14 protein-coding genes and 4 tRNA genes are annotated in these 20,996 nt (G+C 61.5%); 11 read left to right on the top strand and 7 right to left on the bottom strand.

From position 1 onward, the window contains the following. Positions 1–436 precede the first annotated feature (436 nt). Genes hemQ through hemH form a run of 3 tightly spaced genes read left to right on the top strand, consistent with a single transcriptional unit; the run spans position 437 to position 3,513 of the window. The gene (gene hemQ, locus DKK74_RS04075; RefSeq protein ID WP_110412926.1) at positions 437–1,195 is read left to right on the top strand and encodes a hydrogen peroxide-dependent heme synthase; all 759 of its coding nucleotides are present in this window, start codon (positions 437–439) and stop codon (positions 1,193–1,195) included. 55 nt (positions 1,196–1,250) lie between these two features. Then, the gene (locus DKK74_RS04070) at positions 1,251–2,597 is read left to right on the top strand and encodes an MFS transporter (protein WP_258334450.1); all 1,347 of its coding nucleotides are present in this window, start codon (positions 1,251–1,253) and stop codon (positions 2,595–2,597) included. Continuing rightward, complete coding sequence (hemH, locus tag DKK74_RS04065; protein ID WP_110412924.1) at positions 2,590–3,513, top strand: ferrochelatase; 924 nt, start codon at positions 2,590–2,592, stop codon at positions 3,511–3,513. Before DKK74_RS04070 ends, hemH begins: the two co-directional genes overlap by 8 nt. A gap of 91 nt (positions 3,514–3,604) precedes the next feature. Here the strand turns inward: hemH and tal are convergent, their stop codons facing one another. Together tal and tkt are read right to left on the bottom strand one after the other, a co-directional pair. Next, positions 3,605–4,714: a transaldolase gene (gene tal, locus DKK74_RS04060; RefSeq protein WP_024628055.1), complete on the bottom strand. Its 1,110-nt coding sequence runs from the start codon at positions 4,712–4,714 to the stop codon at positions 3,605–3,607. A gap of 154 nt (positions 4,715–4,868) precedes the next feature. Continuing rightward, positions 4,869–6,971: a transketolase gene (gene tkt / locus DKK74_RS04055; protein ID WP_110412923.1), complete on the bottom strand. Its 2,103-nt coding sequence runs from the start codon at positions 6,969–6,971 to the stop codon at positions 4,869–4,871. Between the two features lie 184 nt (positions 6,972–7,155). Between tkt and hrcA the strand changes: the two genes are divergently transcribed. After that, positions 7,156–8,229 (top strand): heat-inducible transcriptional repressor HrcA, encoded by a 1,074-nt coding sequence (hrcA, locus tag DKK74_RS04050; protein WP_110412922.1) that lies wholly within the window; start codon positions 7,156–7,158, stop codon positions 8,227–8,229. 84 nt (positions 8,230–8,313) lie between these two features. Continuing rightward, the gene (dnaJ, locus tag DKK74_RS04045) at positions 8,314–9,450 is read left to right on the top strand and encodes a molecular chaperone DnaJ (RefSeq protein WP_110412921.1); all 1,137 of its coding nucleotides are present in this window, start codon (positions 8,314–8,316) and stop codon (positions 9,448–9,450) included. 1 nt (position 9,451) lies between these two features. Here the strand turns inward: dnaJ and DKK74_RS04040 are convergent, their stop codons facing one another. Beyond that, positions 9,452–10,246 carry a fructosamine kinase family protein gene (locus tag DKK74_RS04040; RefSeq protein ID WP_110412930.1) on the bottom strand — a complete coding sequence of 265 codons (795 nt, stop codon included), beginning with the start codon at positions 10,244–10,246 and terminating at the stop codon, positions 9,452–9,454. A 145-nt stretch (positions 10,247–10,391) separates the two neighbouring features. Between DKK74_RS04040 and DKK74_RS04035 the strand changes: the two genes are divergently transcribed. The 3 genes from DKK74_RS04035 to DKK74_RS04025 all read left to right on the top strand — a co-directional run bounded on the left by DKK74_RS04035 (position 10,392) and on the right by DKK74_RS04025 (position 16,271). Beyond that, entirely contained in the window at positions 10,392–11,267 is an 876-nt protein-coding gene (locus DKK74_RS04035) for an undecaprenyl-diphosphate phosphatase (protein ID WP_110412920.1), read from the top strand. Between the two features lie 185 nt (positions 11,268–11,452). Beyond that, positions 11,453–14,947, top strand: a complete 3,495-nt coding sequence (locus DKK74_RS04030; protein ID WP_110412919.1) for an RCC1 domain-containing protein — start codon at positions 11,453–11,455, stop codon at positions 14,945–14,947. A gap of 670 nt (positions 14,948–15,617) precedes the next feature. Next, positions 15,618–16,271: a helix-turn-helix transcriptional regulator gene (locus DKK74_RS04025; protein WP_046322910.1), complete on the top strand. Its 654-nt coding sequence runs from the start codon at positions 15,618–15,620 to the stop codon at positions 16,269–16,271. A gap of 558 nt (positions 16,272–16,829) precedes the next feature. On the opposite strand, the gene DKK74_RS04020 is transcribed toward DKK74_RS04025, so the two are convergent. The 4 genes from DKK74_RS04020 to DKK74_RS04005 form a co-directional block, all read right to left on the bottom strand. After that, a tRNA-Val gene (locus tag DKK74_RS04020) sits at positions 16,830–16,902 on the bottom strand. A gap of 31 nt (positions 16,903–16,933) precedes the next feature. After that, positions 16,934–17,005 (bottom strand) — tRNA-Val (locus DKK74_RS04015). Positions 17,006–17,028: 23 nt separating this feature from the next. Then, positions 17,029–17,099 (bottom strand) — tRNA-Cys (locus DKK74_RS04010). Positions 17,100–17,126: 27 nt separating this feature from the next. Continuing rightward, positions 17,127–17,199 (bottom strand) — tRNA-Gly (locus tag DKK74_RS04005). A 162-nt stretch (positions 17,200–17,361) separates the two neighbouring features. Here DKK74_RS04005 and DKK74_RS04000 point away from each other — a divergent pair. The 3 genes from DKK74_RS04000 (at position 17,362) to pgsA (ending at position 20,992) form a co-directional block, all read left to right on the top strand. Further along, positions 17,362–18,192, top strand: a complete 831-nt coding sequence (locus tag DKK74_RS04000; RefSeq protein ID WP_024628113.1) for a PAC2 family protein — start codon at positions 17,362–17,364, stop codon at positions 18,190–18,192. A gap of 76 nt (positions 18,193–18,268) precedes the next feature. Beyond that, positions 18,269–20,314 (top strand): threonine--tRNA ligase, encoded by a 2,046-nt coding sequence (gene thrS / locus DKK74_RS03995; RefSeq protein WP_110412918.1) that lies wholly within the window; start codon positions 18,269–18,271, stop codon positions 20,312–20,314. A gap of 3 nt (positions 20,315–20,317) precedes the next feature. Then, a complete protein-coding gene (gene pgsA / locus DKK74_RS03990; protein ID WP_110412917.1) occupies positions 20,318–20,992 on the top strand; it encodes a phosphatidylinositol phosphate synthase in 675 nt (224 codons plus the stop codon). The last annotated feature ends 4 nt before the right edge of the window (positions 20,993–20,996 follow it).

The raw sequence follows: 20,996 nt of genomic DNA, 5'->3' as shown, positions 1-20,996 counted from the left end.
ATCGAACAGGAACGGGCACCCCTGCAAGACCCCTATTAACAACCCGACCTATTAACAACCACCCAACACGCTTACAGCCACAAGGCCAAACCCCCAACATAAACAACGCGTTTAGTTCCTATAGCCCTATCTGGATGATTTTTCCCTTATAGCTGTTGGTCATGCCGACCTACCAGCGCCTTTGACATCCTATTTTGCATGCCACTTTATCGTGATTCTATATGGATGTCTTATACACGAGGTCTGTACACAAGACCTGTTTTCTTCATCGATAGTGCAAGGCTCATAGTCCTTGACTGTTACCACAATATGTCATTCACAATGCACCGATAATCCAACGATTCAGCCTCTTGGCCTATAGAGTGAGTAAGGGTGTGCCGGATGAACGGCACATCACACAATGTCGTGCAAGCTAAGCAAGCGAAAGGATGTGCTCATGGCTGAGCAAGCTGCACCGAGCCTGGAGGGCTGGTTCTGTCTCCACCTCTTCTGGAAAATCGATTGGGCTAAGTGGCGCCGAGTGCCGCAAGACGAACGCCAGGAATGCCTGGATGAGTTCAAGGCCCTTGCTGCACAGCTGGATACAGTCCAGTCCCAGGGCCAGGGAAGCCACTACTGGTGCCGGGTCAATGGGCAAAAGGCTGACCTGGGCCTGATGGTCCTCAGGGAGACACTGGACCAGCTCCAGGAGGTCGAGACCTCCCTAGAGAAGCTGCGCATCTCCGATTATTTGGAGCCGACCATCTCCTATGTGTCAGTCACCGAGGTAGGCCTCTACTCGGGCAAGCCGACCACGGACCGCGGCTGGTCCTACGTCAACGCCAGCCTGCATCCCAAGACGTCCGACAAGCCCTATATCTGCTTCTATCCCATGTCGAAGACCCGAGTTCCAGGTGCCAACTGGTACACGCTGCCCTACGACCAGCGCAAGGCCTACATGCACGACCACGGCAAGATCGGCCGCTCCTACGCCGGCAAGGTCTCCATCATCCTGACAGGCTCCATCGGCCTGGACGACTACGAGTGGGGCGTCACCCTGTTCGCTGACAACCCCGTCCAGTTCAAGAAGATCGTCACCGAGATGCGCTACATCGAAGCCAGCTCCATCTACGGCGAATTCCCCTACTTCCTGGTAGGCACCCAGACCGATCCTGAGCGCATTGACAGGCTGCTCACGGACCAGATGGGACAGTAACACCATGTCGACAAGAGAGAGAAGATCGATCCTTTCCACGCCCATATGGTTCTTCATGGTCATCGTTTTCATCACCCAGCTGGATGGGGGAGCGGTGCCGACCATGCTGCCGTCCATCACACGGACTTTCGGCCTGACCACCATGGGCTCCTCCTGGGTGGTCGGACTCTACACCCTGGGCCTGGTGGTGGGCACCCCCATCACCTCCAACCTCTCCGACGCCCACGGGACCAGGAAGGTCTTCCTCTGGGAATTGGCCTTCTGGTTCCTTGGATGTCTGATGACGGCGGTCTCGCCCAACTATGCGGTCATGCTGCTGGGCCGGTTCATCCAGTCCTTGGGAGACAGCGGCATCATGGTCCTGTCCATGAATGTCCTTCTGCAGCGCGCCCGCAGGAACAACCAGGGCAGGAAGGTCTCCACGGTGGGCATCATCGCCGGTCTTTCCGCCATGGTCAGCCCGGTCTTGTCCGGCATACTCCTGGGCATCACCCACGGATGGCGGGCCTACTACTTCATGATGCTGCCCTTCCTGGCCATCTTGTTCATCCTGGCTTGGTTCATGATGGGCGACTCCCAAACCGACCGCGCTTGGAAGACCGACTACCTGGGTCTGGGCTCCTTCAGCATCGCTCTGGCCCTGTTAATGGTGGCAATCACCTTCCTCCAGTACGGAACTACCTACCTGGCCCTGATCATCGGGTGCCTCCTGGTCGCAGTGGTGGCCGGCGCGGTCTTCCTGGTGCATGAGCGCAACTTGGGCGACGCCAAGGACACCATGCCCTTCCTGCCCATCCGCCTGCTGAAGCTGCCCTCCTATGGGCTGACGCTTCTGTTGGGGACGCTGGGAGGCATGTTCTTCTCCCTCTTCGTCTACATTCCAACCTATGTCCACTCCGTCTTCGGGCTTCCGGTCCGCTCGGCCGGCATGGTCATGGTCGGCGTGGGGCTGGGCTCCGTGGTCGGATCCTGGCTGGGCGGGCTCCTTGTCGACAAGTTCGGCTACCGGACCACGCTCGTCTTCTCCTCATCGCTGATAGGCCTGATGGCCCTGGTGATCACCCTGACCCTGCACAACCTGCAGATCTTCATGGTCCTGTCCTTCCTGATGGGGGTGGGCATGGGCTCGATGATGTCCTCGCCGCTCCAGGTCATCGCCGGAAGGCTGGCCGGGCCCGAGAACCGTATGCAGGCCATCGGCGGGCTGTCGGCCTGCAAGAAGATCGGCACCACCATCGCCCCCCTGCTCTTCGCCTCAGCTATTGAACTGGGCAAGGTGGGCGGACAGGCCGGGTTGGCCTCCTACAGGAACATGTTCCTGGCGGTCATCGTCATAGCCCTGGTCAATATCGGCCTGACATACTGCATTCCATTTTCACAGAAAGAAGTTGCTAATGACTGAACCTACAGCTGTCCTCCTCATGGCTTACGGCACCCCCTACCAGGAGTCCGACATCAAGGGGTACTACACCAATATCCGCCATGGGCAGGAGCCGCCCAAGCCGCTCATGGACCAGCTGGTCGGCCGCTACAAGGCCATCGGCCTGCCCTCGCCCCTGGCCAGGATCACCAAGGCCCAGCGCGACGGTCTTCAGGCTGCGCTGGACAAGGCCCACCCCGGTGCTTACAAGGTATACGAAGGGCTGAAGTATATCGCTCCCTTCATCAAGGATGCAGTCGACCAGATTGCCTCCGATGGCATCACCAGGGTCATTGGCATACCCCTGGCCCCGCAGTACTCCTCCTATTCGAGCGAGGACTACCACAACCGCGCCCGCAAGGCCGTCGAGGCCCATCCGGGTATGGAATACCTGCCCGTGCGGTCCTGGTGGAACCACCAAGAGCTGATCCATTTCTGGAGCGACCAGCTGGTTGCCAAGAAGGGGCTGACCGACCGGCCGGACACCAAGGTGATCTTCAGCGCCCACTCCCTGCCCCTGCGTATCATCAAGGGAGGGGACCCCTACAAGGATGAGGTCATCGGTCTGTCTAATGCCGTGGCTCAGGCAGCTGGCCTCAATGAGGATCAGTACGTGCTGGCCTGGCAGTCAGCAGGCCGTACCCAGGAGCCCTGGATCGGTCCTGATTTCGTCACCGTAGCCAAGGATCTGATCACCAAGAGCGGCATGAAGACCATCGTCTCCGCCTCCATCGGCTTCATCGCCGACAACCTGGAGATCTGCTACGACGTCGATCAGGAGCTGGCCAAGGCCATCGAATCCGCCGGCGGCACCCTGACCAGGCTGAACATGCCCAATGACAGCCCCGCCCTCATTGCCACCCTGCAGCAGGTGGTCGAGGAGACCAAGGCAGAGTAACTGATACCAATTGTGCCCCGTCCGGTTTGAACCGGACGGGGCACAATCTTTAATGGCGACTACTGACAGTCAGCGACTGTCAGTCAAGCGCTCAACCGTTGACGCGGTCGATACCCTTCTGTACGTCGGAGAGAACCGAATCCCAGGAGTTGATGAAGGCGGCAACGCCATCGGCCTCCAGCTTGTCGGTCACGTCCTTGATGTTGATGCCCAGGTCTGCCAGCTTCTGCATAATCTGGTGGCTCTCCTCGTAGGTGCCCTCAATGGAAGGGGCGCCGTTGCCGTGAGCGGCCAGGGCCTCAAGGGTCTTCTCAGGCATGGTGTTGACAACGTCAGGGGCCACCAGCTCGTCTACATACTTGCAGTCGGAGTAGGCGGCGTTCTTGGTGCCGGTGGAGGCCCAGAGCGGGCGCTGACGCTTGGCGCCCTTGGCTTCCAGATCGGCCCAGCGAGGATCCTTGTCGAAAGCCTTCTCGAAGAGCTCGTAGGCCAGGCGGGCGTTGGCCACGGCGGCCTTGCCCTCCAGGGACTTGGCCTCGTCAGAGCCGTTGGCCTCCAGCAGCTTGTCAACCGCAGTGTCCACGCGGGATACGAAGAAGGAAGCGACCGAGCCGATGTGCTTCAGGTCCTTGCCGTTCTTGTCGGCCTGGGCGATGCCTTCAATGAAGGCGTCGATGACCTGCTGGTAGCGCTCCAGGGAGAAGATCAGGGTCACGTTGACCGAGATGCCCTTGGCCAGGGTGGCGGTGATGGCGGGCAGACCCTCCAGGGTGGCGGGAATCTTGATGAAGGCGTTGGGCCGGTCAACCTTGTTCCAGAGCTCTTCGGCCTGCTTCTCGGTCTCTTCGGTGTTGTGGGCCAGACGAGGATCGACCTCGATGGAGACGCGTCCATCCACGTAGTCGGTCTTCTCGGCAACCTCGCGGAAGATGTCGGTGGCGTTGCGCACATCGGTGGTGGTCAGCTCGCGGACGGCCTCCTCGACGGGGATGCGGCCCAGCTGCTTGAGCTGTTCGTCATAGGGACCCACCTGGCTCAGGGCCTTCTGGAAGATTGAGGGGTTGGTGGTCACGCCCACCACATTGCGCTCGGCGATCAGCTGCTGCAGATTGCCCGACTCGATGCGGGTGCGGCTCAGATCGTCCAGCCAGATCGAGACACCTGAATCGCTGGTGCGCTGGGTGTTTGCATTTTCTGCCATCTTGTCACTCCTTATTTGGGTTCCCGATGGAATCACATTCACTATGCACTACCGGGAAGTATTTTGCTGTATTCCCGCAGGCCGCGTTTCGGGCGTGCCTGCAGGGGAGGGGGCCGGCGTCGCGGACGGCCCCCGATTGATCACGATGCCGGGTTCAGCGGGCCCGACGGACTTCCTCCAGGGAGGCCTGTGCTGCTTCGACCACATGATCGGCGGTGATGCCCAGGTCGCGCATGTTCTCGTCGCCGCTGCCCTGCAGGCCGAACTGCTCGATGGAGACGGGCTTGCCATAGCTGCCCAGGTACTTGTACCAAGGCGTGGCCAGTCCGGCCTCAACAGAGACACGGGCCTTGACGGAGGCGGGCAGAACAGCTTCCTTGTAGTCGTCGTCCTGCTCCTCGAACCACTCCAGCGAAGGCACGGAGATGACGCGGGCCTTGACGCCCTGCTCAGCCAGGGTCTTGGAGGCGGCCACAGCGTGCTGCACCTCGGAGCCGGTGGCCATGATCAGTACATCCGGCTGGTCCTCGGTGTCGACCAGCACGTAGGCGCCCTTGCGCACGCCTTCGCGGGCCTTGGCCTTGGTCTCTTCCAGGGTGGGCACGCCCTGCCTGGTCAGAATCATGGCCGTGGGGTGGGTGTTGTCCTTCTCGAAGAAGGCGCGGTAGGCCTCAGCAGTCTCGTACTGATCGGCCGGGCGCACAACTTCCATCTGGGGAATGGCACGCACTGCGGTCAGATGCTCGATGGGCTGGTGAGTGGGACCATCCTCGCCCAGGGCCACGGAGTCGTGGGTCCACACATACAGGTTGGGGATGTCCATCAGGGCGGCCAGGCGCACCGAGGGGCGCTCATAGTCGCTGAACTGGAAGAAGGTCCCGTTGTATGGCCTGGTGTCCGAACCCAGCAGGATGCCGTTGGTGATGGCGCCCATGCCGAACTCGCGCACGCCGAAGTGCAGCTGGCGGCCGTACTTGCTGGCCTTGGGCCACTGGACGGTCTCGTCGGCCTCGGGAGCGAAGGAAACTGCACCGTTGATGTTGGTGTTGTTGGAGCCGCCCAGATCGGCGGATCCTCCCCAAAGCTCGGGCATGATTGGGGCCAGGGCGTTGATAACCGCGCCGGAGGCCTTGCGGGTGGCCACCTTGGAGCCGGGCTCGAAGCCAGCTTCCAGGTCGTCCAGAGCCTTGTCGAAGCCCTCGGGCAACTTGCCGGCATGGATGCGGTCGTAGAGGTCGGCCTTGTCGGGGTTGGCCTTGCGCCAGGCCTGGTACTTCTCGTCCCAGTCCTTGTGAGCGGCCAGACCGCGCTGGGCAACCTCGCGTGCGTGGGCCAGGGCCTCCTCGTCAATCTGGAAGCTCTGCTCAGGGTCGTAGCCCAGGGTCTTCTTCAGGCCGGCGACGGCCTCTGCACCTAGGGCTGAGCCGTGGGCTGAAGGATCGTTTGTCTTGCCGGGAGTGGGCCAGGCCATCAGGGTGTCCACCTTGATGAACTTTGGCCGGTCGGTGACCTGCTTGGCCTTCTCCAGGACGGCAGCCAGGCCTTCGACGTCCTCCTTGTAGGAGCCATCGGGCTGGATGAAGCTGAACTCGTCCGTGTACCAGCCGTAGGCCTGGTAGCGCTTGAGGATGTCCTCGCCCAGGGAGATGCGGGTGTCGCCCTCGATCTGGATGTGGTTGGCATCGAAGATGACGGTCAGGTTGCCTAGGCGCTGGTCGCCGGCCAGAGAGCTGGCCTCGGAGGAGACGCCCTCCTCGACGTCGCCCTCGCCGCAGATGACCCAGACCTTATGGTCGAAGGGGGACTGCCCCTCGGGTGCGTCCGGATCCAGCAGACCGCGCTCGTAGCGCTGACCATAGGCGAAGCCCACGGCCGAGGCCAGACCCTGGCCCAGCGGGCCGGTGGTCATCTCAATGCCGGGGGTCAGGCCGTACTCGGGGTGGCCGGGAGTCCGGGTGCCAGCGGTGCGGAAGCGCTTCAGATCGTCCAGGGTCAGCCCATACCCGGAGAAGTAAAGCTGCACGTACTGGGTCAGAGAAGCGTGGCCGCCGGAAAGAATGAACCGATCACGCCCAACCCAGTCAGGGTCGTTGGGGTCGTGACGGATGAAGTGCTGGTAGAGCGCATAAGCGATGGGCGCCAGCGAAATAGGGGAGCCGGGGTGGCCGCTTCCGGCCTTCTCGACCGCGTCGGCCGAGAGGACCTTGGCCATCTTGACAGCCCGCTCATCGAGCTCGGACCATGTGAAATCTGCCATATGGTGCTGCTTTCCTTCCAATCTAGAGGTCTCCATGTTCGACTTGTGTCGAAAATGTTCGATTACCTTCACAATGCGTTTCCATCGTATCGGTTTGAGACGACACAATTCGGCTCTTCGCGCGACGTTTTGGCACTCTCATGGCCCGAGTGCTAATAATGAAACCATGACGGAAGGAGCGACATTGCCTAATACCAGACGCATGCTGGTGCTGCGCGCGGTCGTCGAGGACTATATTCGTTCTCGTGAGCCGGTAGGGTCGGGTTCGCTCACCAGAAATCATCAGCTTGGAGTCAGCTCCGCCACCGTGCGCAACGACATGGCGGCCCTGGAGAACGAGGGCTACCTGGTCCAGCCCCACACCTCGGCCGGCCGCATCCCCACCCAGAAGGGCTACCGTTACTTCGTCGACAGGTTGGCCACCATCGTGCCCCTGTCCGCCGCCCAGCGCCGGGGGATCAACGCTTTTCTCTCCGGGTCGGTCAACCTGGAGGACACCCTGCAGCACGCCGCCCAGCTTCTGGCCCAAATCACCGGGCAGATCGCCGTGGTGGCCTCACCCTCCCTGGCTAGTTCCAACCTGCGCCGGGCCGAGCTTATAGGACTGAGCCGGGGGACCGTACTTATGGTGGTCATCACCGACACCGGCCGGGTGGTCCAGCGCACCCTGCATGGGCCCCTGCAGGAGGACCCGAATGCCTTGGCAGACCTGTCTGACCAGATCAATAGGCAGTGCCAGGATCTGCCCCTGGACCGCGCAGCTGAGCGCTGCCGAATGCTGGCCGACTCCCTTACCGAAGGCCGCGACAAGTCCATGTTGTGCCTGGTAGCTACGGTCTTCGACGAGATGGCCACCCGGGAGCAGACCAGCGGCCTCTACATGGCCGGTACCTCCCAGCTGACCCACAGCCAGGCCGTCTCCCTGGGGGATCTGGGTTCACTGCTGGATGCCCTGGAGGAGCAGGTGGTGCTCATGCGGCTCATGCGGGCCCAGAGCGAGCTTTCCCGCGAGAGTAACGGGGTCAGTGTGGCCATCGGCACCGAGACCCGGACTCCAGAACTGGTCCATGCCTCTGTGGTGACCAGTGGATACGGGCACGCCAGGGCCAGGCAGACCGACGGCTCCGAGGCCGACGAGCCGGTCGCATTTGTGGGCTCCATCGGGCCTACCCATATGGACTATCCAGCGACCATGAGCGCGGTTCGTGCCGTGGCCTCTTACTTGACCGGTTTTCTAGCCGGCGACGGGGAGCCGTGACCGTCAAGGCAACGGCACAAGTCATAGGTATCGTGGGCCCATGCAACTATGGGTCGAGAGGGCATCAAACGAAAAGGATGATCGGTGGCAGATTACTACGAGGTTTTGGGAGTCGACCGCGGCGCGAGCGATCAGGACATCAAGCGTGCCTATCGCAAGATGAGCCGCAAGTACCACCCGGACATCGCCGGGCCTGAATACGAGGATAAGTTCAAAGAGGTCAACAGCGCCTACGAGGTGCTCTCCGACCCTGAGAAGCGGCGTATGTACGACGCGGGCGTGGATCCCAACGACCCTCAGGCCTCCCAGGGAGCCGGCCCCTTCGACATGGGCGACGTCTTCAACCAGTTCTTCGGCGGCGGCTTCGGGGGCACCACCCAGGGGCCCATTCCGCGCACCCAGCCCGGCCGGGACGCACTGGCCCAGGTCTCCGTGGACATGAAGACCGCCATTTTTGGCGGCGTTGTACGCACCCCTATCAGTACCTATGGCCTCTGCCAGGAGTGCGGCGGCTCGGGTGCCCAGAAAGGGACCTCCCCGGTGACCTGCCCGGTCTGCAACGGCAAGGGCTATGCCCAGAAGGTGGTGCGGACCCTGCTGGGGCAGATGATGAGCCAGGCACCCTGCGAGCGGTGCGAGGGCCATGGCACCATCATCGAGCATCCCTGCCCAGTCTGCAACGGCCACGGCCGTGTGCGCACCAGGCGCGAGGTGGGCGTCAACGTGCCCGCAGGCGTGGCTGACGGCTCCCGGCTACGGCTGGCCTCCCAGGGCGAGGTGGGCGAGGGCGGCGGTGCCGCCGGTGACCTGTACGTGGACATCACCATCAAGCCCGACAAACGCTACACTCGCAGCGGCCAAGACCTGCACTGTTGGATTGCCGTGCCCATGACCTGGGCCGTGCTGGGCCACCAGGTGGACCTGGAGACCTTCGACGGCCAGCGACAGGTGGATATTCCTGCCGGCTGCCAGCCCGACCAGGAGATTACCATCAAGGGTCTGGGCGTCACCAGGCTGGGCAATCGTGAGGAGCGCGGCGACATCATCGTCCACGTGCTGGTCCAGATTCCCACCAAGCTGGATGACGATCAGCGCCGCCTGATTGAGGACTTCGCCAACAGCCACGACTCTGAAGCCAAGCAGGTCCCGCAGAGCGCCAAGCCTGCCGGAGTCGGGGGCCGCAAGGGGATCTTTGGCAAGCTCAAGGACATCTTCAGCTGAGTCAGCCCAGCAGCGACCGGCACATGGACCTGTACTCGCTCACATAGCCGCCGCCGAAGAAGGCACAGTGACCGGCGATGGCGTAGAGCTGCCAGAGTGTAGTCCGATTCTGGTAACCGTCCGCCAGCGGATGCACGCTCTGGTAGCCATCCAGAATCTGCCCTAGATAGGGGATGCCGAACAGCTGCAGCATGGCCAGGTCCTCCTCGCGATGACCGCCGTGAGCTGCAGGATCGATCAGAACTGCTTGGGTGTTCCCGTCGTTCCTGGTCCACATGACGTTCCCGCTCCACAGGTCCCCGTGGACCCGGGCTGGCCTGTCATTGGCAGCCGCGCCCAGCAACTCCGGCAGGGCCTGGATCACCTCTTCGGTCATCTTCATGTCCTCGCGGTTCAGGGCTCGCCGATCCATGGCCATGCCCACCATGGGCTCCAGTCGTCCCTTGGCCCAATAGGTGGCCGGGTCGTCCCAGGCGCCCACGTCCATGGGGAGCGGATCCTGCAGGGGGCCGAAGTAACAGGTGCCCGTGTAGCCCTCGGGCGCGGAGCCGAAGTGGTCGGCCCCGACATCATGCATGTGTGCCAGCTGGGCACCGAAGCGGTAGGCCGCGCCGGGCGTGGGGGAGGCGGAGGTCACCTCCTCGATGTCCAGGTAGTCCGGGCCCCAGTCGTAGACGTCCACCACCCGGGGACCGCCCTGCGCCTGCGCCTCGCCCAGCCACTTAAGTCCGCGCCCCTCGCACTCGAAGAATCCTGCCGGGGCCCCGCCCCTGGATTTTCTGTAGGTCTTGGCCATGATGATCCACACCCCTATTCGTCGAGTCGTCGATTCCGACAAGATCCATTGTGGGCATTCTGCGAGACATGCCCGGCCCTTGGTTCTTCCTGCCCTGCGCGGTGGCTATGCTTGCCATTGTTGTCCGACATAGCAAGAGGGGTCCATGAATTTCTTCGAAGCCATTCTGTTCGGCCTGGTGCAGGCCCTGACGGAGTATTTCCCCGTCTCATCCAGCGCCCATATCCGCATTGTGGGCGGCCTGCTGGGCCAGGACCCGGGCGCAGCCTTCACAGCCATCATCCAATTCGGCACCGAGCTGGCGGTCCTGCTCTACTTCCGGCATGACATTGCCCGCATACTGACCCACTGGTTCCGTTGCCTGGCCGGCAAGGACGGCTCCTCCTGGCGCGAGCGGATGGGATCCAAGGACCATGATGCGGCCCTGGGCTGGTACATCATTCTGGGAACCCTGCCCATCGTGGTGGCGGGTCTGCTCTTCCAGAAGATAATCGAGACCAAGCTGCGCAACCTCTGGATCACCGTGGTGGTGCTGATCGTCTTCGGTTTGCTGCTGGACTACTTCGACCGCCACGGCCGCCAGAACAAGGAGATCCGCCAGATGAATGCCCGGGACGCCTTGCTCTTCGGCATCGGACAGATGCTGGCCCTGATCCCCGGCGTATCCCGCTCGGGCGGTACCATGACCTTCGGACGCGCCCTGGGCTACACCCGCGAGTCCGCCACCCGGGTCAGCTTCCTCATGGCCATTCCCGCCGTCTTCGGCGCCGGCATCCTAGAGACGATCAAGTCCTTGAAGAACATCAATGCGGACGCTGCCTTCCCCGGTTGGGGGGCCACCATCTGCGCCACCGTGGTCAGCTTCCTGCTGGGATACATCGTCATCATCGCCTTTTTGAAGATCGTCTCGCGCTTCTCCTACCGGGGATTCGTCATCTACCGGATCGGCCTGGCCATCTTCGTGGCCATCATGCTCATGGTCGGCGCCCTGCCCGCCGTAGGCGGCGTGGCGGCCAGCTGAGTTTAGGTGAATTGCCGGGGGATTCGACGCTCACATGGTCGCGTGATAGCATTTGGCCATGTGATGCCCAAGGTTGCAGGGAATGGTGTCAGTAAGGTATCCTGAATCCTTTGGGGAGGTTTTTCGTGGCTTTGTTGTCGACGTCTGCCGATTCGTGTACACACAGGTTTGGTCTGCGGTCGTTAATGTCAGCACTTGTGCTGATACCCCTCCTTCTGACCGGCATGGTCACCGGCACTGTCTTCACCTCCGGCTCAGATATCAACGAGGGAGGGGGTCGCTATACTGCTCAGATAGATAACAATTCCCTGAGCGACTTACAACCGACCAATTTGCCTTCCCCGTCACCACTGGCCACTTCATCTATTGCCCCCTCACCTGCGCAAACCCCAACAGACATTTTCGATTCTCGTACGGATACCGAAACCAAGCCGGATGCCACAGGTTCACACACTGCGGTGTTCGACCCTGCCGATGGGGGCAGGCCTGAACGCGTGACCGTGCCGGATGGCTCCATGACTTCGCCTCCTCTTGATAATCCGAAACGTGACGGTTACCGATTTGTCGGCTGGTTTGAGCATGACGCAATGATGGATTTCCGCTCCCCGATAACCAGGGACATCACCTTGAAGGCCAAGTGGACCCCGGTGACTGATTGGACACTCAGCCCCGACCATGGTCCGGCTTCCGGCGGCACCAGCATCACCATCACACCCCCGAGTGCGGATTCACCCTTGTTCAGCACGTTGGAAGCCTATGGTGAGAAGCTGATCGGCGCGACCGGTGATGGCCGCCTGTTCACCTGGACATCAAACGATAAGATGCCTGTTCAGGTGCCATCACCGCAGGGCAAGCATGGCGAGGTGCGATTCACAAGCGGGGTTGTTGGCGAAAAGGGCTACGCGGCCTTGAGCCGGGACCACCGCATCTACACTTGGAGCAAAAGCGGGGATACGCCTGCTCTGCTTGACGCAGATTCTACGGCGTACACCAGCATTGTCATGGCAGATAATCGGCTCCTGGCGGTAGACCGGCAGGGACAAATCCACGCCTTCCAAGACAGTCAGAGAGATAGTCAGGACGCGAGCCCGAAGTCCGAGGAACAGGAAACAGCCAGCCTGCCCGGAAAGGCGCAGGCCGTTTCCGCCGTCGCCTCGGGCGGCCGGATCCTTATCGTGGACACGGACGGGCAGGCCTGGGCGTGGGACACGGCCAATGCCGGAAGCGACAAACCCGCACGCGTCAAGCAGAATCCAGGCATACGCATCGTTCAGGCCCAAGCCCTCAACCAAGGGTTCCTCCTCCTGGACACGGACGGGCAGGACTGGTATCTCACCGAAGGCGAGAACAGCCCCACAGCCGCTGGCCTGCTCGGCGACACGCAGATCAGCAGAATCGCCAGCGGCAACGAGCAGGCCACGATCATCGACAAGGACGGCCACGTCTGGGCATGGATGCCCGGCGAAGCGCCCACCCGGATTGACGACGGGAGCCATCCGTACATGCAGACCGTTAAAGCTGGCAGCAGGGTCACCGCCGTTAGCACGAAGGGCAGCATGTTTACGTGGAGCTTGGACGGGCAGGGCCAGCCTGGCAACCCAACCAGGCTCGACGCCGCCACAGCGCCCATCCTGGAATCAGCCAGCATGGACGGCCAGCCGCTTACACTCACTAAGAACAACGACTCCTTGCTAGCGGACATGCCCGCCAGCAAGCCGAGACAAGCCACCATCACGATCATCGGCAGGCAGGACGGCCAGCCCTTCACCAGAAGCCTCAACTACACGTTCGACCAGACCTCGACCAGAGACACCCAACAGGGCTCCACCTACACGGTCCACTTCAACACGGGCGAAGGAGGCCCGACCCCCCAGGACCAAAGCATCAAACCAGTCTATGGCAGAGTCCAGCGACCCTCCCCCGACCCTGCGCGCGAAGGCTACCAGTTCGACGGATGGTTCATCGGGCCGGTCGCCTACGACTTCAGCAAACCCCTCACCAAAGACCTCACCCTTACCGCCCACTGGACACTCGCATGCCGGAACAACACGTGGACTATTAACCCTGATAAGGGTACTCAGGCGGGCACCGAATTCACCACCATCACCCCGCCAGACACCAGCCGGGGCATCAGGTTTAGCCAGGTCAGCGGATCAGCTCAGTACTATTACAACTACTATGGTTTTTCCTTGGCAGTGGGCAGCGACGGCAACGCCTACGCATGGGGAAACAACGAGTTTGGCCAGCTTGGAGACGGGACGACCACCAGCCGATCTACGCCGGTCATGGTGAAGAAGCCTACAGGCACGCCGTCGGATTTCACCTACGTGCAGGTCAGCGCCGGAAGCTATTATTCGCTGGCCTTGGGCAGCGACGGCAACGCCTACGCCTGGGGATACAACCCGTCAGGCCAGCTCGGAGACGGGACGACCAACCCCTCGTCTACGCCGGTCAGAGTGAGCAAGCCTGCAGACACGCCCGCGGATCTCGCCTACGTGCATGTCGACGCCGGCGGTTGGTACCATTCGTTGGCCTTGGGCAGCGACGGCAACGCCTACGCCTGGGGACGCAACCAAAATGGCGAGCTCGGCGACGGGACGGAAAACGACCATCATACGCCGATCAAGGTGAGCAAGCCTGCAGGCACGCCCGCAGATTTTACCTACGTGCAGGTCGGCGCCGGATCCATTCATTCGTTGGCCTTGGGCAGCGACGGCAACGCCTACGCATGGGGACACAACAACGATGGCCAGCTCGGAGACGGGACGACTACCAACCGGTCTACGCCGGTCAAAGTGAACAAGCCTACAGACACGCCAACGGACTTCACCTACGTGCAGGTCTACTCCGGATACAACCATGCGTTGGCCGTGGGCAGCGACGGATACGCATACGCCTGGGGGGACAACTGGTTTGGCCAGCTCGGCAACGACAGCATCCCCGCGGGGGAACTTAATGCTAAAGCCAAGAGTCTTGTCCCTGTGCGCGTACGTAACCCCGCCAACTCCAATGAGACGAGCAAGGGACTAAAAGTCACACAGGTCAGTGGCGGTTGGAAGCATTCGTTGGCTTTGGGCAGCGACGGCAACGTCTACGCCTGGGGGCGCAACGACTTTGGCCAGCTCGGCAACAACAGTCAGAACACTTCGTATGTGCCTGTACGGGTGCGCGACCCCGCCAACCCCACCGACACGAGCAAAGGACTAAATGCCGTGCAGTTCAGTGCCGGAACCTATCATTCGCTGGCCGTGGGCAGCGACGGATACGCATACGCTTGGGGAAGCAACCACTATGGCCAGCTCGGCGACAACACCACAAGCGACAAGCGGATTCCTGTGCCGGTGTGGTTCAATCTGACGCCGGTAATCACCGGCATCAGATTCGACCAGACCCCCGCATCAGGTTTGACGCGCGGCGATGGCAGCAGCGTCAGCGTGCTCACGCCTGCACACATGCCTGGCATGGTCACGGTCAGCGTGGACTATACGCTGGGCGGCGCAGCCCAGAAGCCGGACACCTCCCTTAGATACACGTACACGCCTTTAGGCATGCTCCCCAGAGCCGGAGGAGAGGGCATCCTGCTCGCCCTGGCCACCGGCATGACCGGCATGGGCGGGGTCCTGGCATCCCGCCGCCACCGAAGGGAAGCGCATAGTCTGTCACACGCTTCATACGAGTAAGACAGGCCGGATAGCGAAACACCCCCCGTCCTCGGCCAAGCACCAGGGAGCAGAAGACTAGTGTCACTTAAGGCTCAATCCCAAGAAAGCCGACACTCCCTCCCGCACCCCTATCACGCTTCTCCAGGCAGAATTAGGAAGGCAGGCATGCACGCCCCAACTCAGGAGAGAGGTACAAAGCTCCGAGACAGCCTGGCCGCCGTTTACTGATCAAGCCATGTGTCATATAGAACCAGGTGAAATTTTGGCAAAATCTCACTTAAATCTACCGACATCAAAAAAGCGTGACCAGGTTCACATTTCCCTCGGCCAGTTGCAGGTGCTGATGTTTAGCTACAGGATCCCGGTCTCGTTCTGGCAAGCTGGATTCATGGGAAACGCTGTGGGAATGCCAAGTCCGTGACGACTGGCCGGATTTGCGAAAAGCAAGATTCAGCCGCCTTCTTGCGTTACCATGAAAATTCATTCGGCACTTCAGCACTCCTGCGGTCTCAATAGGTCGTATGTAGAGGACTGAAGCGCACAAAAGAAGGTCTAATATACGGGATTAGAGGAGGCCGATTGGCTGGTATGGAGGTGATGGACCATATCACGCCATCCAATACCTTTCGCTTCCCGCAGCACCAACCGGTGGTTACAAGCCGCCCTGTTAGGATGTTGAGGATCAGCCATGCATTTCACAGTAGACAACCTTGAAGAGGTATTTCCCCTGGCAGAATTCATAGCCGATTCCTTCGGTCCCATGGCCGAGATTGTTGTGCATGACATCACACGCCCGGAAAATTCCATCGTCTTCATCCGCAACGGCCAGCTCTCCGGACGCTCCCTGGGCGACGCAGTCACAGACCAGACCCGACAACTGGCCATACGGGCCGACCAGGACGGGGCCGACTTCGTCTCCGACTACAGAGGGCGCCGGCTGAACAAGCACGAGTTTCGCGTCTCCTCCTATCTGGTCCGCAACCGGGATCAGACCGTCATTGGTCTGCTCTGCATCAGCATCAACATTACCGAGTTGCAGCAGGCTGCCCATGTGCTGCAGACGCTGTCCTCGATCGACTCCGACGATGTACAGATCTCCACTGAGACCTCCCGCCGCCACGTGAGCGAGGAGCCCGCGGAGAACATTCGCAGAATCACCAGAGATGAGGTCCGCCAGTTCAACATTCCTATGGACAAGCTGACCAAGCAGGACAGGCTGGAGATCATTCGCAACATCAAGGACCGGGGCATCTTCCTCATCAAAGGCGCGGTGGGAATCGTAGCCCCTGAGCTCAAGATATCAATTCCCACCCTCTACCGGTACCTGCAAGCCCTGAAATAAGGGCTAAAAAGTAAGACCTCCGGCGGCAGGAGAGGGGGGTATATTTCTGTGCCGCCGGAGGAGCTTTACAGCACGGCCGCCGCCATTGGCGACAACCGGAACGTGGCCATACATACAAACCACGCAAGTATTACATAGGTGAAACAGGGAGCCCACAGTTTCCTCAAGCTGGGGTGCATTGCAGATTCAGCCAGGCTAGATACATGCCCTCATTGGCCTAGGCCTTTCTTCATGCTATCACCTCTTCAAGGATGTATCAGGTACTCCCGTTTCTGACAGGTCCCCCGACCTGCTGTTAAGAGCAAATTATCACAAGGTCCCGGACATACTCAACACTCCGTTCGCTATCCGCCACGAAAACCGGTCGACAGCCACTGTAATTAAGCATAAACAGCAAACTTCGGTCATGCTGGTAACAATAATTTATTACTTGCATCTTGGCCGGGGGAATGACTGGTGAGGGACTATCGAGCATTCAGAAAGTTCGCAAAATGACAGTCGCTGACTGAGAACTATCCGTAGATGGAAGATAGGGGAGGGGTAGGGAGAAAATCCAGGTGGGCGATGCAGGAATCGAACCTGCGACCCCTTCGGTGTGAACGAAGTGCGCTAGCCGCTGCGCCAATCGCCCGGATTTGAAAAGACCACCGAAGTGATCCTCGTGGGCGATACTGGATTCGAACCAGTGACCCCTTCCGTGTCAGGGAAGTGCGCTACCTCTGCGCCAACCGCCCGGGTCATTCTCATTTCGAGAGAGAGGTGGGTACGAGAGTCGAACTCGTCTATACGGCTTTGCAGGCCGCTGCCTAACCGCTTGGCTAACCCACCGTATTGGTTAAACTGCTCGAAACCTCGAGCGGGCAACGGGACTCGGACCCGCGGTCTCGACCTTGGCAAGGTCGCGCTTTACCAACTAAGCTATGCCCGCACATTCAACTTTCACCGTGGTGGTGACTGCCGAAGCACGTTGCACTACTGTAGCGTAGACCTCCGCACTTGGCAAAAAGCGCGTGTCGCCGCGTCATAGAGCCACCCTCCGCTGACGGCAAAGCCGCGAAGTACAGGGCTTCCTACCGGTAGGGTGAGAGGTATGAGTGAAGAAGCCAGGCAGCACTGCACCATGGTGGCCGCCTTCGATGGCTGGAACGATGCGTGCTCAGCCTCGACCAACGTCATCCGCCACCTGTTGAACGTCTATGAGTCCCATGAGATCGGCAGCATTCCGGGCGATGGGTTCTACGACTATCAGATGTCACGGCCCATGCTCTGCCACGTGCAGGGTCGGCGGCGAATTATCTGGCCCTCTACCAAGATCTACCGGGTGCAGATTGATGATACCCACACACTTCTGCTGGAGATGGGCCCGGAGCCCAACTACCACTGGAGCGACTTCTGCCGGCGCAGCATCCACTGGGCCGAAGACGATGAGGCGGAGGCCATCATCACACTGGGCGCCATGTTCGCCGACTGCCCCCACACCAGACCTCTGCCCATCGATGACCTGGCCGGCGACCAGCCCAAGACCGACACAGACGGTCACTCTGGCCCCATAGGCATCCCCACCGTCCTGGATGCCCTGGCCACCCAGGACGGCTACAGCACCGAGTCCATCTGGGTCTCCGTGCCCCAGTACCTGGGCAGCGACGAGTGCGCCCAGGGCACACTGCAGCTGCTGCAAAGGCTTTCGGCCATGCTTGGCGTCCACCTGGACGAGGGGGAGCTGCCCCGCAAGGCCGCCGAGTGGAAGGCCCAGGCCGGGATGTTGCTGCGCTGCAACGACGACCTGGCCAACTACGTCCACCGTCTGGAGATGGATGTCGACCAGGCCCAGGTGGACGAGCCGGCCGCCGAAGAGCTGGTCCGAGAAGCCGAGGATTATCTGCGCTCCATGGGCAACAAAGGCCCCTCCTTGTCTGAGTGACGACCTAGGCTATGGCACGATAACCATGTCCAGCCTGCACCCTGTAACGCGGGCTCCGATAGCAAGGACGGCATTCATGACACAGTCGAGCATCTCCATCATCGTCAAGGGCGAACGGAAGGAGGTGGCGGCGGATCAGACTGGCGTCCAGCTTTTTGCTGACGACAAGGACATCATCGCCGTCGACCTCAACGGGCAACCACGCGACCTCTACACACCCCTGCACGAGGGCGACAAGGTCGAGCCCATCACCCTGGAGAGCGACCAGGGACTGGCCATCATGCGGCACTCGGCCACCCACGTCATGGCTCAGGCCGTCCAGGAGATCCGCCCGGACGCCAAGCTGGGCATCGGCCCGGTCATCAAGGATGGCTTCTACTACGACTTCGACGTGGACAAGCCCTTCACCCCCGACGACCTCAAGCAGATCGAACAGCGGATGAAACACATCATCAAGTCCTCCCAGAGCTTCCGCCGTCGCGTGGTCACCGAGGAGGAGGCCCGCAAGGAGGAGGCCGACCAGCCCTACAAGCTGGAGCTGATCGGGGCCAAAGAAGCCGAGATCAACAGCGAGGAAGCCACCGAGGTTGCCACCGGCGGCCAGCTGACCATATATGACAACCTGGATCGCGAAGGCAACACGGTCTGGAAGGACCTCTGCCGGGGCCCCCACCTGCCCAACACCCGCTACATCCGCTGCTTCAAGCTCATGCGCACGGCAGCCGCTTACTGGCGCGGAGACGAGAAGAACCCCATGCTCCAGCGAATCTACGGCACTGCCTGGGCCAACAAGGACGACATGAAGGCCTACCCCGCCCGCCTGGAGGAGGCTGCCCGCCGCGACCACCGCAAGCTGGGCGCCGAGATGGACCTCTTCTCCTTCCCGGACGAGATCGGGCCCGGACTGCCCGTCTTCCACCCCAAGGGCGCGGCCGTCATCAACACCATGGAGGACTACTCCCGGCAGATGCACAGGCGCAACGGCTACTCCTTCGTGCAGACCCCGCACATCACCAAGGGCCACCTCTACGAGATCTCGGGCCACCTGCAGTGGTACAAGGACGGCATGTACCCGCCCATGCACCTGGACGAGGAGAAGGATGCCGACGGCAAGGTCACCCGCCAGGGCTTCGACTACTACCTGAAGCCTATGAACTGTCCCATGCACAACCTGATTTTCAAGTCCCGCCAGCGCTCCTACAAGGAGCTGCCCCTGCGGCTGTTCGAATTTGGCACAGTCTACCGCTACGAGAAGTCCGGCGAGGTCCACGGCCTGACCCGTGTGCGTGGCCTGACCCAGGACGACTCCCACATCTACTGCACCCGGGACCAGATGAGGGGGGAGCTGACCAACCTGCTCCAATTCGTGCTCAAGGTGCTCAAGGACTTCGGCCTCAACGACTTCTATCTTGAGCTGTCCACCAAGGATCCCAACAAGTTCGTCGGCTCCGACGAGGTCTGGGAGGAAGCTACCAACACCCTGGCCGAGGTGGCCAAGGACTCCGGGCTGGAGCTGGTTGACGATCCCGAGGGCGCCGCCTTCTACGGACCCAAGATCTCCGTGCAGGCCCGGGATGCCATCGGACGCACCTGGCAGGTCTCCACCATTCAGCTGGACTTCAACCTGCCCGAGCGCTTCCAGCTGGAATACATCGCCGCCGACGGTTCCCACCAGCGGCCGGTCATGATCCACCGGGCCCTCTTCGGTTCCATCGAACGCTTCTTCGCCATCCTGCTGGAGCACTACGCCGGTGCCTTCCCGGCCTGGCTGGCCCCGGTCCAGGTGCAGGCCGTGCCCGTGGCCGACGAGTTTGCTCCCCACCTGGAGCACTTGCTGGACCAGCTGCGCGACGACATGGTCCGCTGCGAGATCGACCGCTCTGACGATCGCTTCGGCAAGAAGATCCGCAACGCAGCCAAGTCCAAGGCCCCCTTCATTCTGATTGCCGGCGAGGAGGATGTCTCCAAGAACGCGGTCTCCTTCCGCTTCCGCGACGGCAGCCAGCTCAACGGAGTGCCCGTGGAGCAGGCCCGCGCCTGGATCAACGAGGCCATCAAGGTCCGCGCCCAGATCAACTCGGCAGACGACTTCCGAGCGAACACCTCCTGCAGTCAGGACTGACCAATGTTCGAGCATCTACGGCGCCCCTGGAAGCGCATAATCGCCCCCATCGCCCGCGGTCTGGTTCGTCTGGGCGTGAGCGCCAACGGTGTCACGATCATCGGAGCCGTAGGCACCACCCTGGTCGCCATCGTGACCGGGTTCACCGGCTGGCTCCTGCCCGGTGCCATCGTCCTGGCCATCCTGGTGGCCTTCGACTCCCTGGATGGTTCCGTGGCCGCGCTGACCGGCGGGGGCACCCAGTTCGGGGGCTTCCTGGACTCCACCCTTGACCGGATAGCCGACTGGGCCGTCCTGACCGGGGTCATCATCTACCTGCGCCGCCACGAACTGGCCTGGGTGGCAGATGGCAGCCACCAGGGTCCCGACATCTGGGCCCAGGTGGGCATGGCTGCAGCGCTCTTCGCCATCATGACCTCCTTCGTCACCTCTTACGCCCGGGCTCGGGCCGAGGCGGAGGGCTTCGAGGCCAAGAACGGCATCGCCACCAGGTCGGACCGGCTGGTCATCATCCTGGTAGGCATGGCGCTGACCGGTGCCGGGCTGCCCCTGGCCGTGCTCAGCTGCTTCCTGGTACTGCTGGCCCTGCTGGGCATCGTCACCGTCTGGCAGCGGATCAGCCACGTCGCCAAGGATATGAGCCGCAACCCGCAGCCTGCCAACCCCAACCACGAGTGAGCCC

The sequence above is a fragment of the Bifidobacterium asteroides genome (assembly GCF_003202755.1).
GTDB lineage: Bacteria > Actinomycetota > Actinomycetes > Actinomycetales > Bifidobacteriaceae > Bombiscardovia > Bombiscardovia asteroides_F.
The sequence above is the reverse complement of the archived record's forward strand: the minus strand, read 5'-3'. Positions and strand labels throughout refer to the sequence as shown.

What these genes read in the sequence shown, in the direction of transcription:
- DKK74_RS04000 (WP_024628113.1), top strand. Translation starts at nt 17,362, where the DNA reads ATGAGTGAAGAAGCCAGGCAGCACTGCACCATGGTGGCCGCCTTCGAT.
- tal (WP_024628055.1), bottom strand. Translation starts at nt 4,714, where the DNA reads ATGGCAGAAAATGCAAACACCCAGCGCACCAGCGATTCAGGTGTCTCG.
- hemH (WP_110412924.1), top strand. Translation starts at nt 2,590, where the DNA reads ATGACTGAACCTACAGCTGTCCTCCTCATGGCTTACGGCACCCCCTAC.
- hemQ (WP_110412926.1), top strand. Translation starts at nt 437, where the DNA reads ATGGCTGAGCAAGCTGCACCGAGCCTGGAGGGCTGGTTCTGTCTCCAC.
- pgsA (WP_110412917.1), top strand. Translation starts at nt 20,318, where the DNA reads ATGTTCGAGCATCTACGGCGCCCCTGGAAGCGCATAATCGCCCCCATC.
- thrS (WP_110412918.1), top strand. Translation starts at nt 18,269, where the DNA reads ATGACACAGTCGAGCATCTCCATCATCGTCAAGGGCGAACGGAAGGAG.
- DKK74_RS04070 (WP_258334450.1), top strand. Translation starts at nt 1,251, where the DNA reads ATGGTCATCGTTTTCATCACCCAGCTGGATGGGGGAGCGGTGCCGACC.
- DKK74_RS04040 (WP_110412930.1), bottom strand. Translation starts at nt 10,246, where the DNA reads ATGGCCAAGACCTACAGAAAATCCAGGGGCGGGGCCCCGGCAGGATTC.
- DKK74_RS04035 (WP_110412920.1), top strand. Translation starts at nt 10,392, where the DNA reads ATGAATTTCTTCGAAGCCATTCTGTTCGGCCTGGTGCAGGCCCTGACG.
- DKK74_RS04025 (WP_046322910.1), top strand. Translation starts at nt 15,618, where the DNA reads ATGCATTTCACAGTAGACAACCTTGAAGAGGTATTTCCCCTGGCAGAA.
- tkt (WP_110412923.1), bottom strand. Translation starts at nt 6,971, where the DNA reads ATGGCAGATTTCACATGGTCCGAGCTCGATGAGCGGGCTGTCAAGATG.
- DKK74_RS04030 (WP_110412919.1), top strand. Translation starts at nt 11,453, where the DNA reads ATGTCAGCACTTGTGCTGATACCCCTCCTTCTGACCGGCATGGTCACC.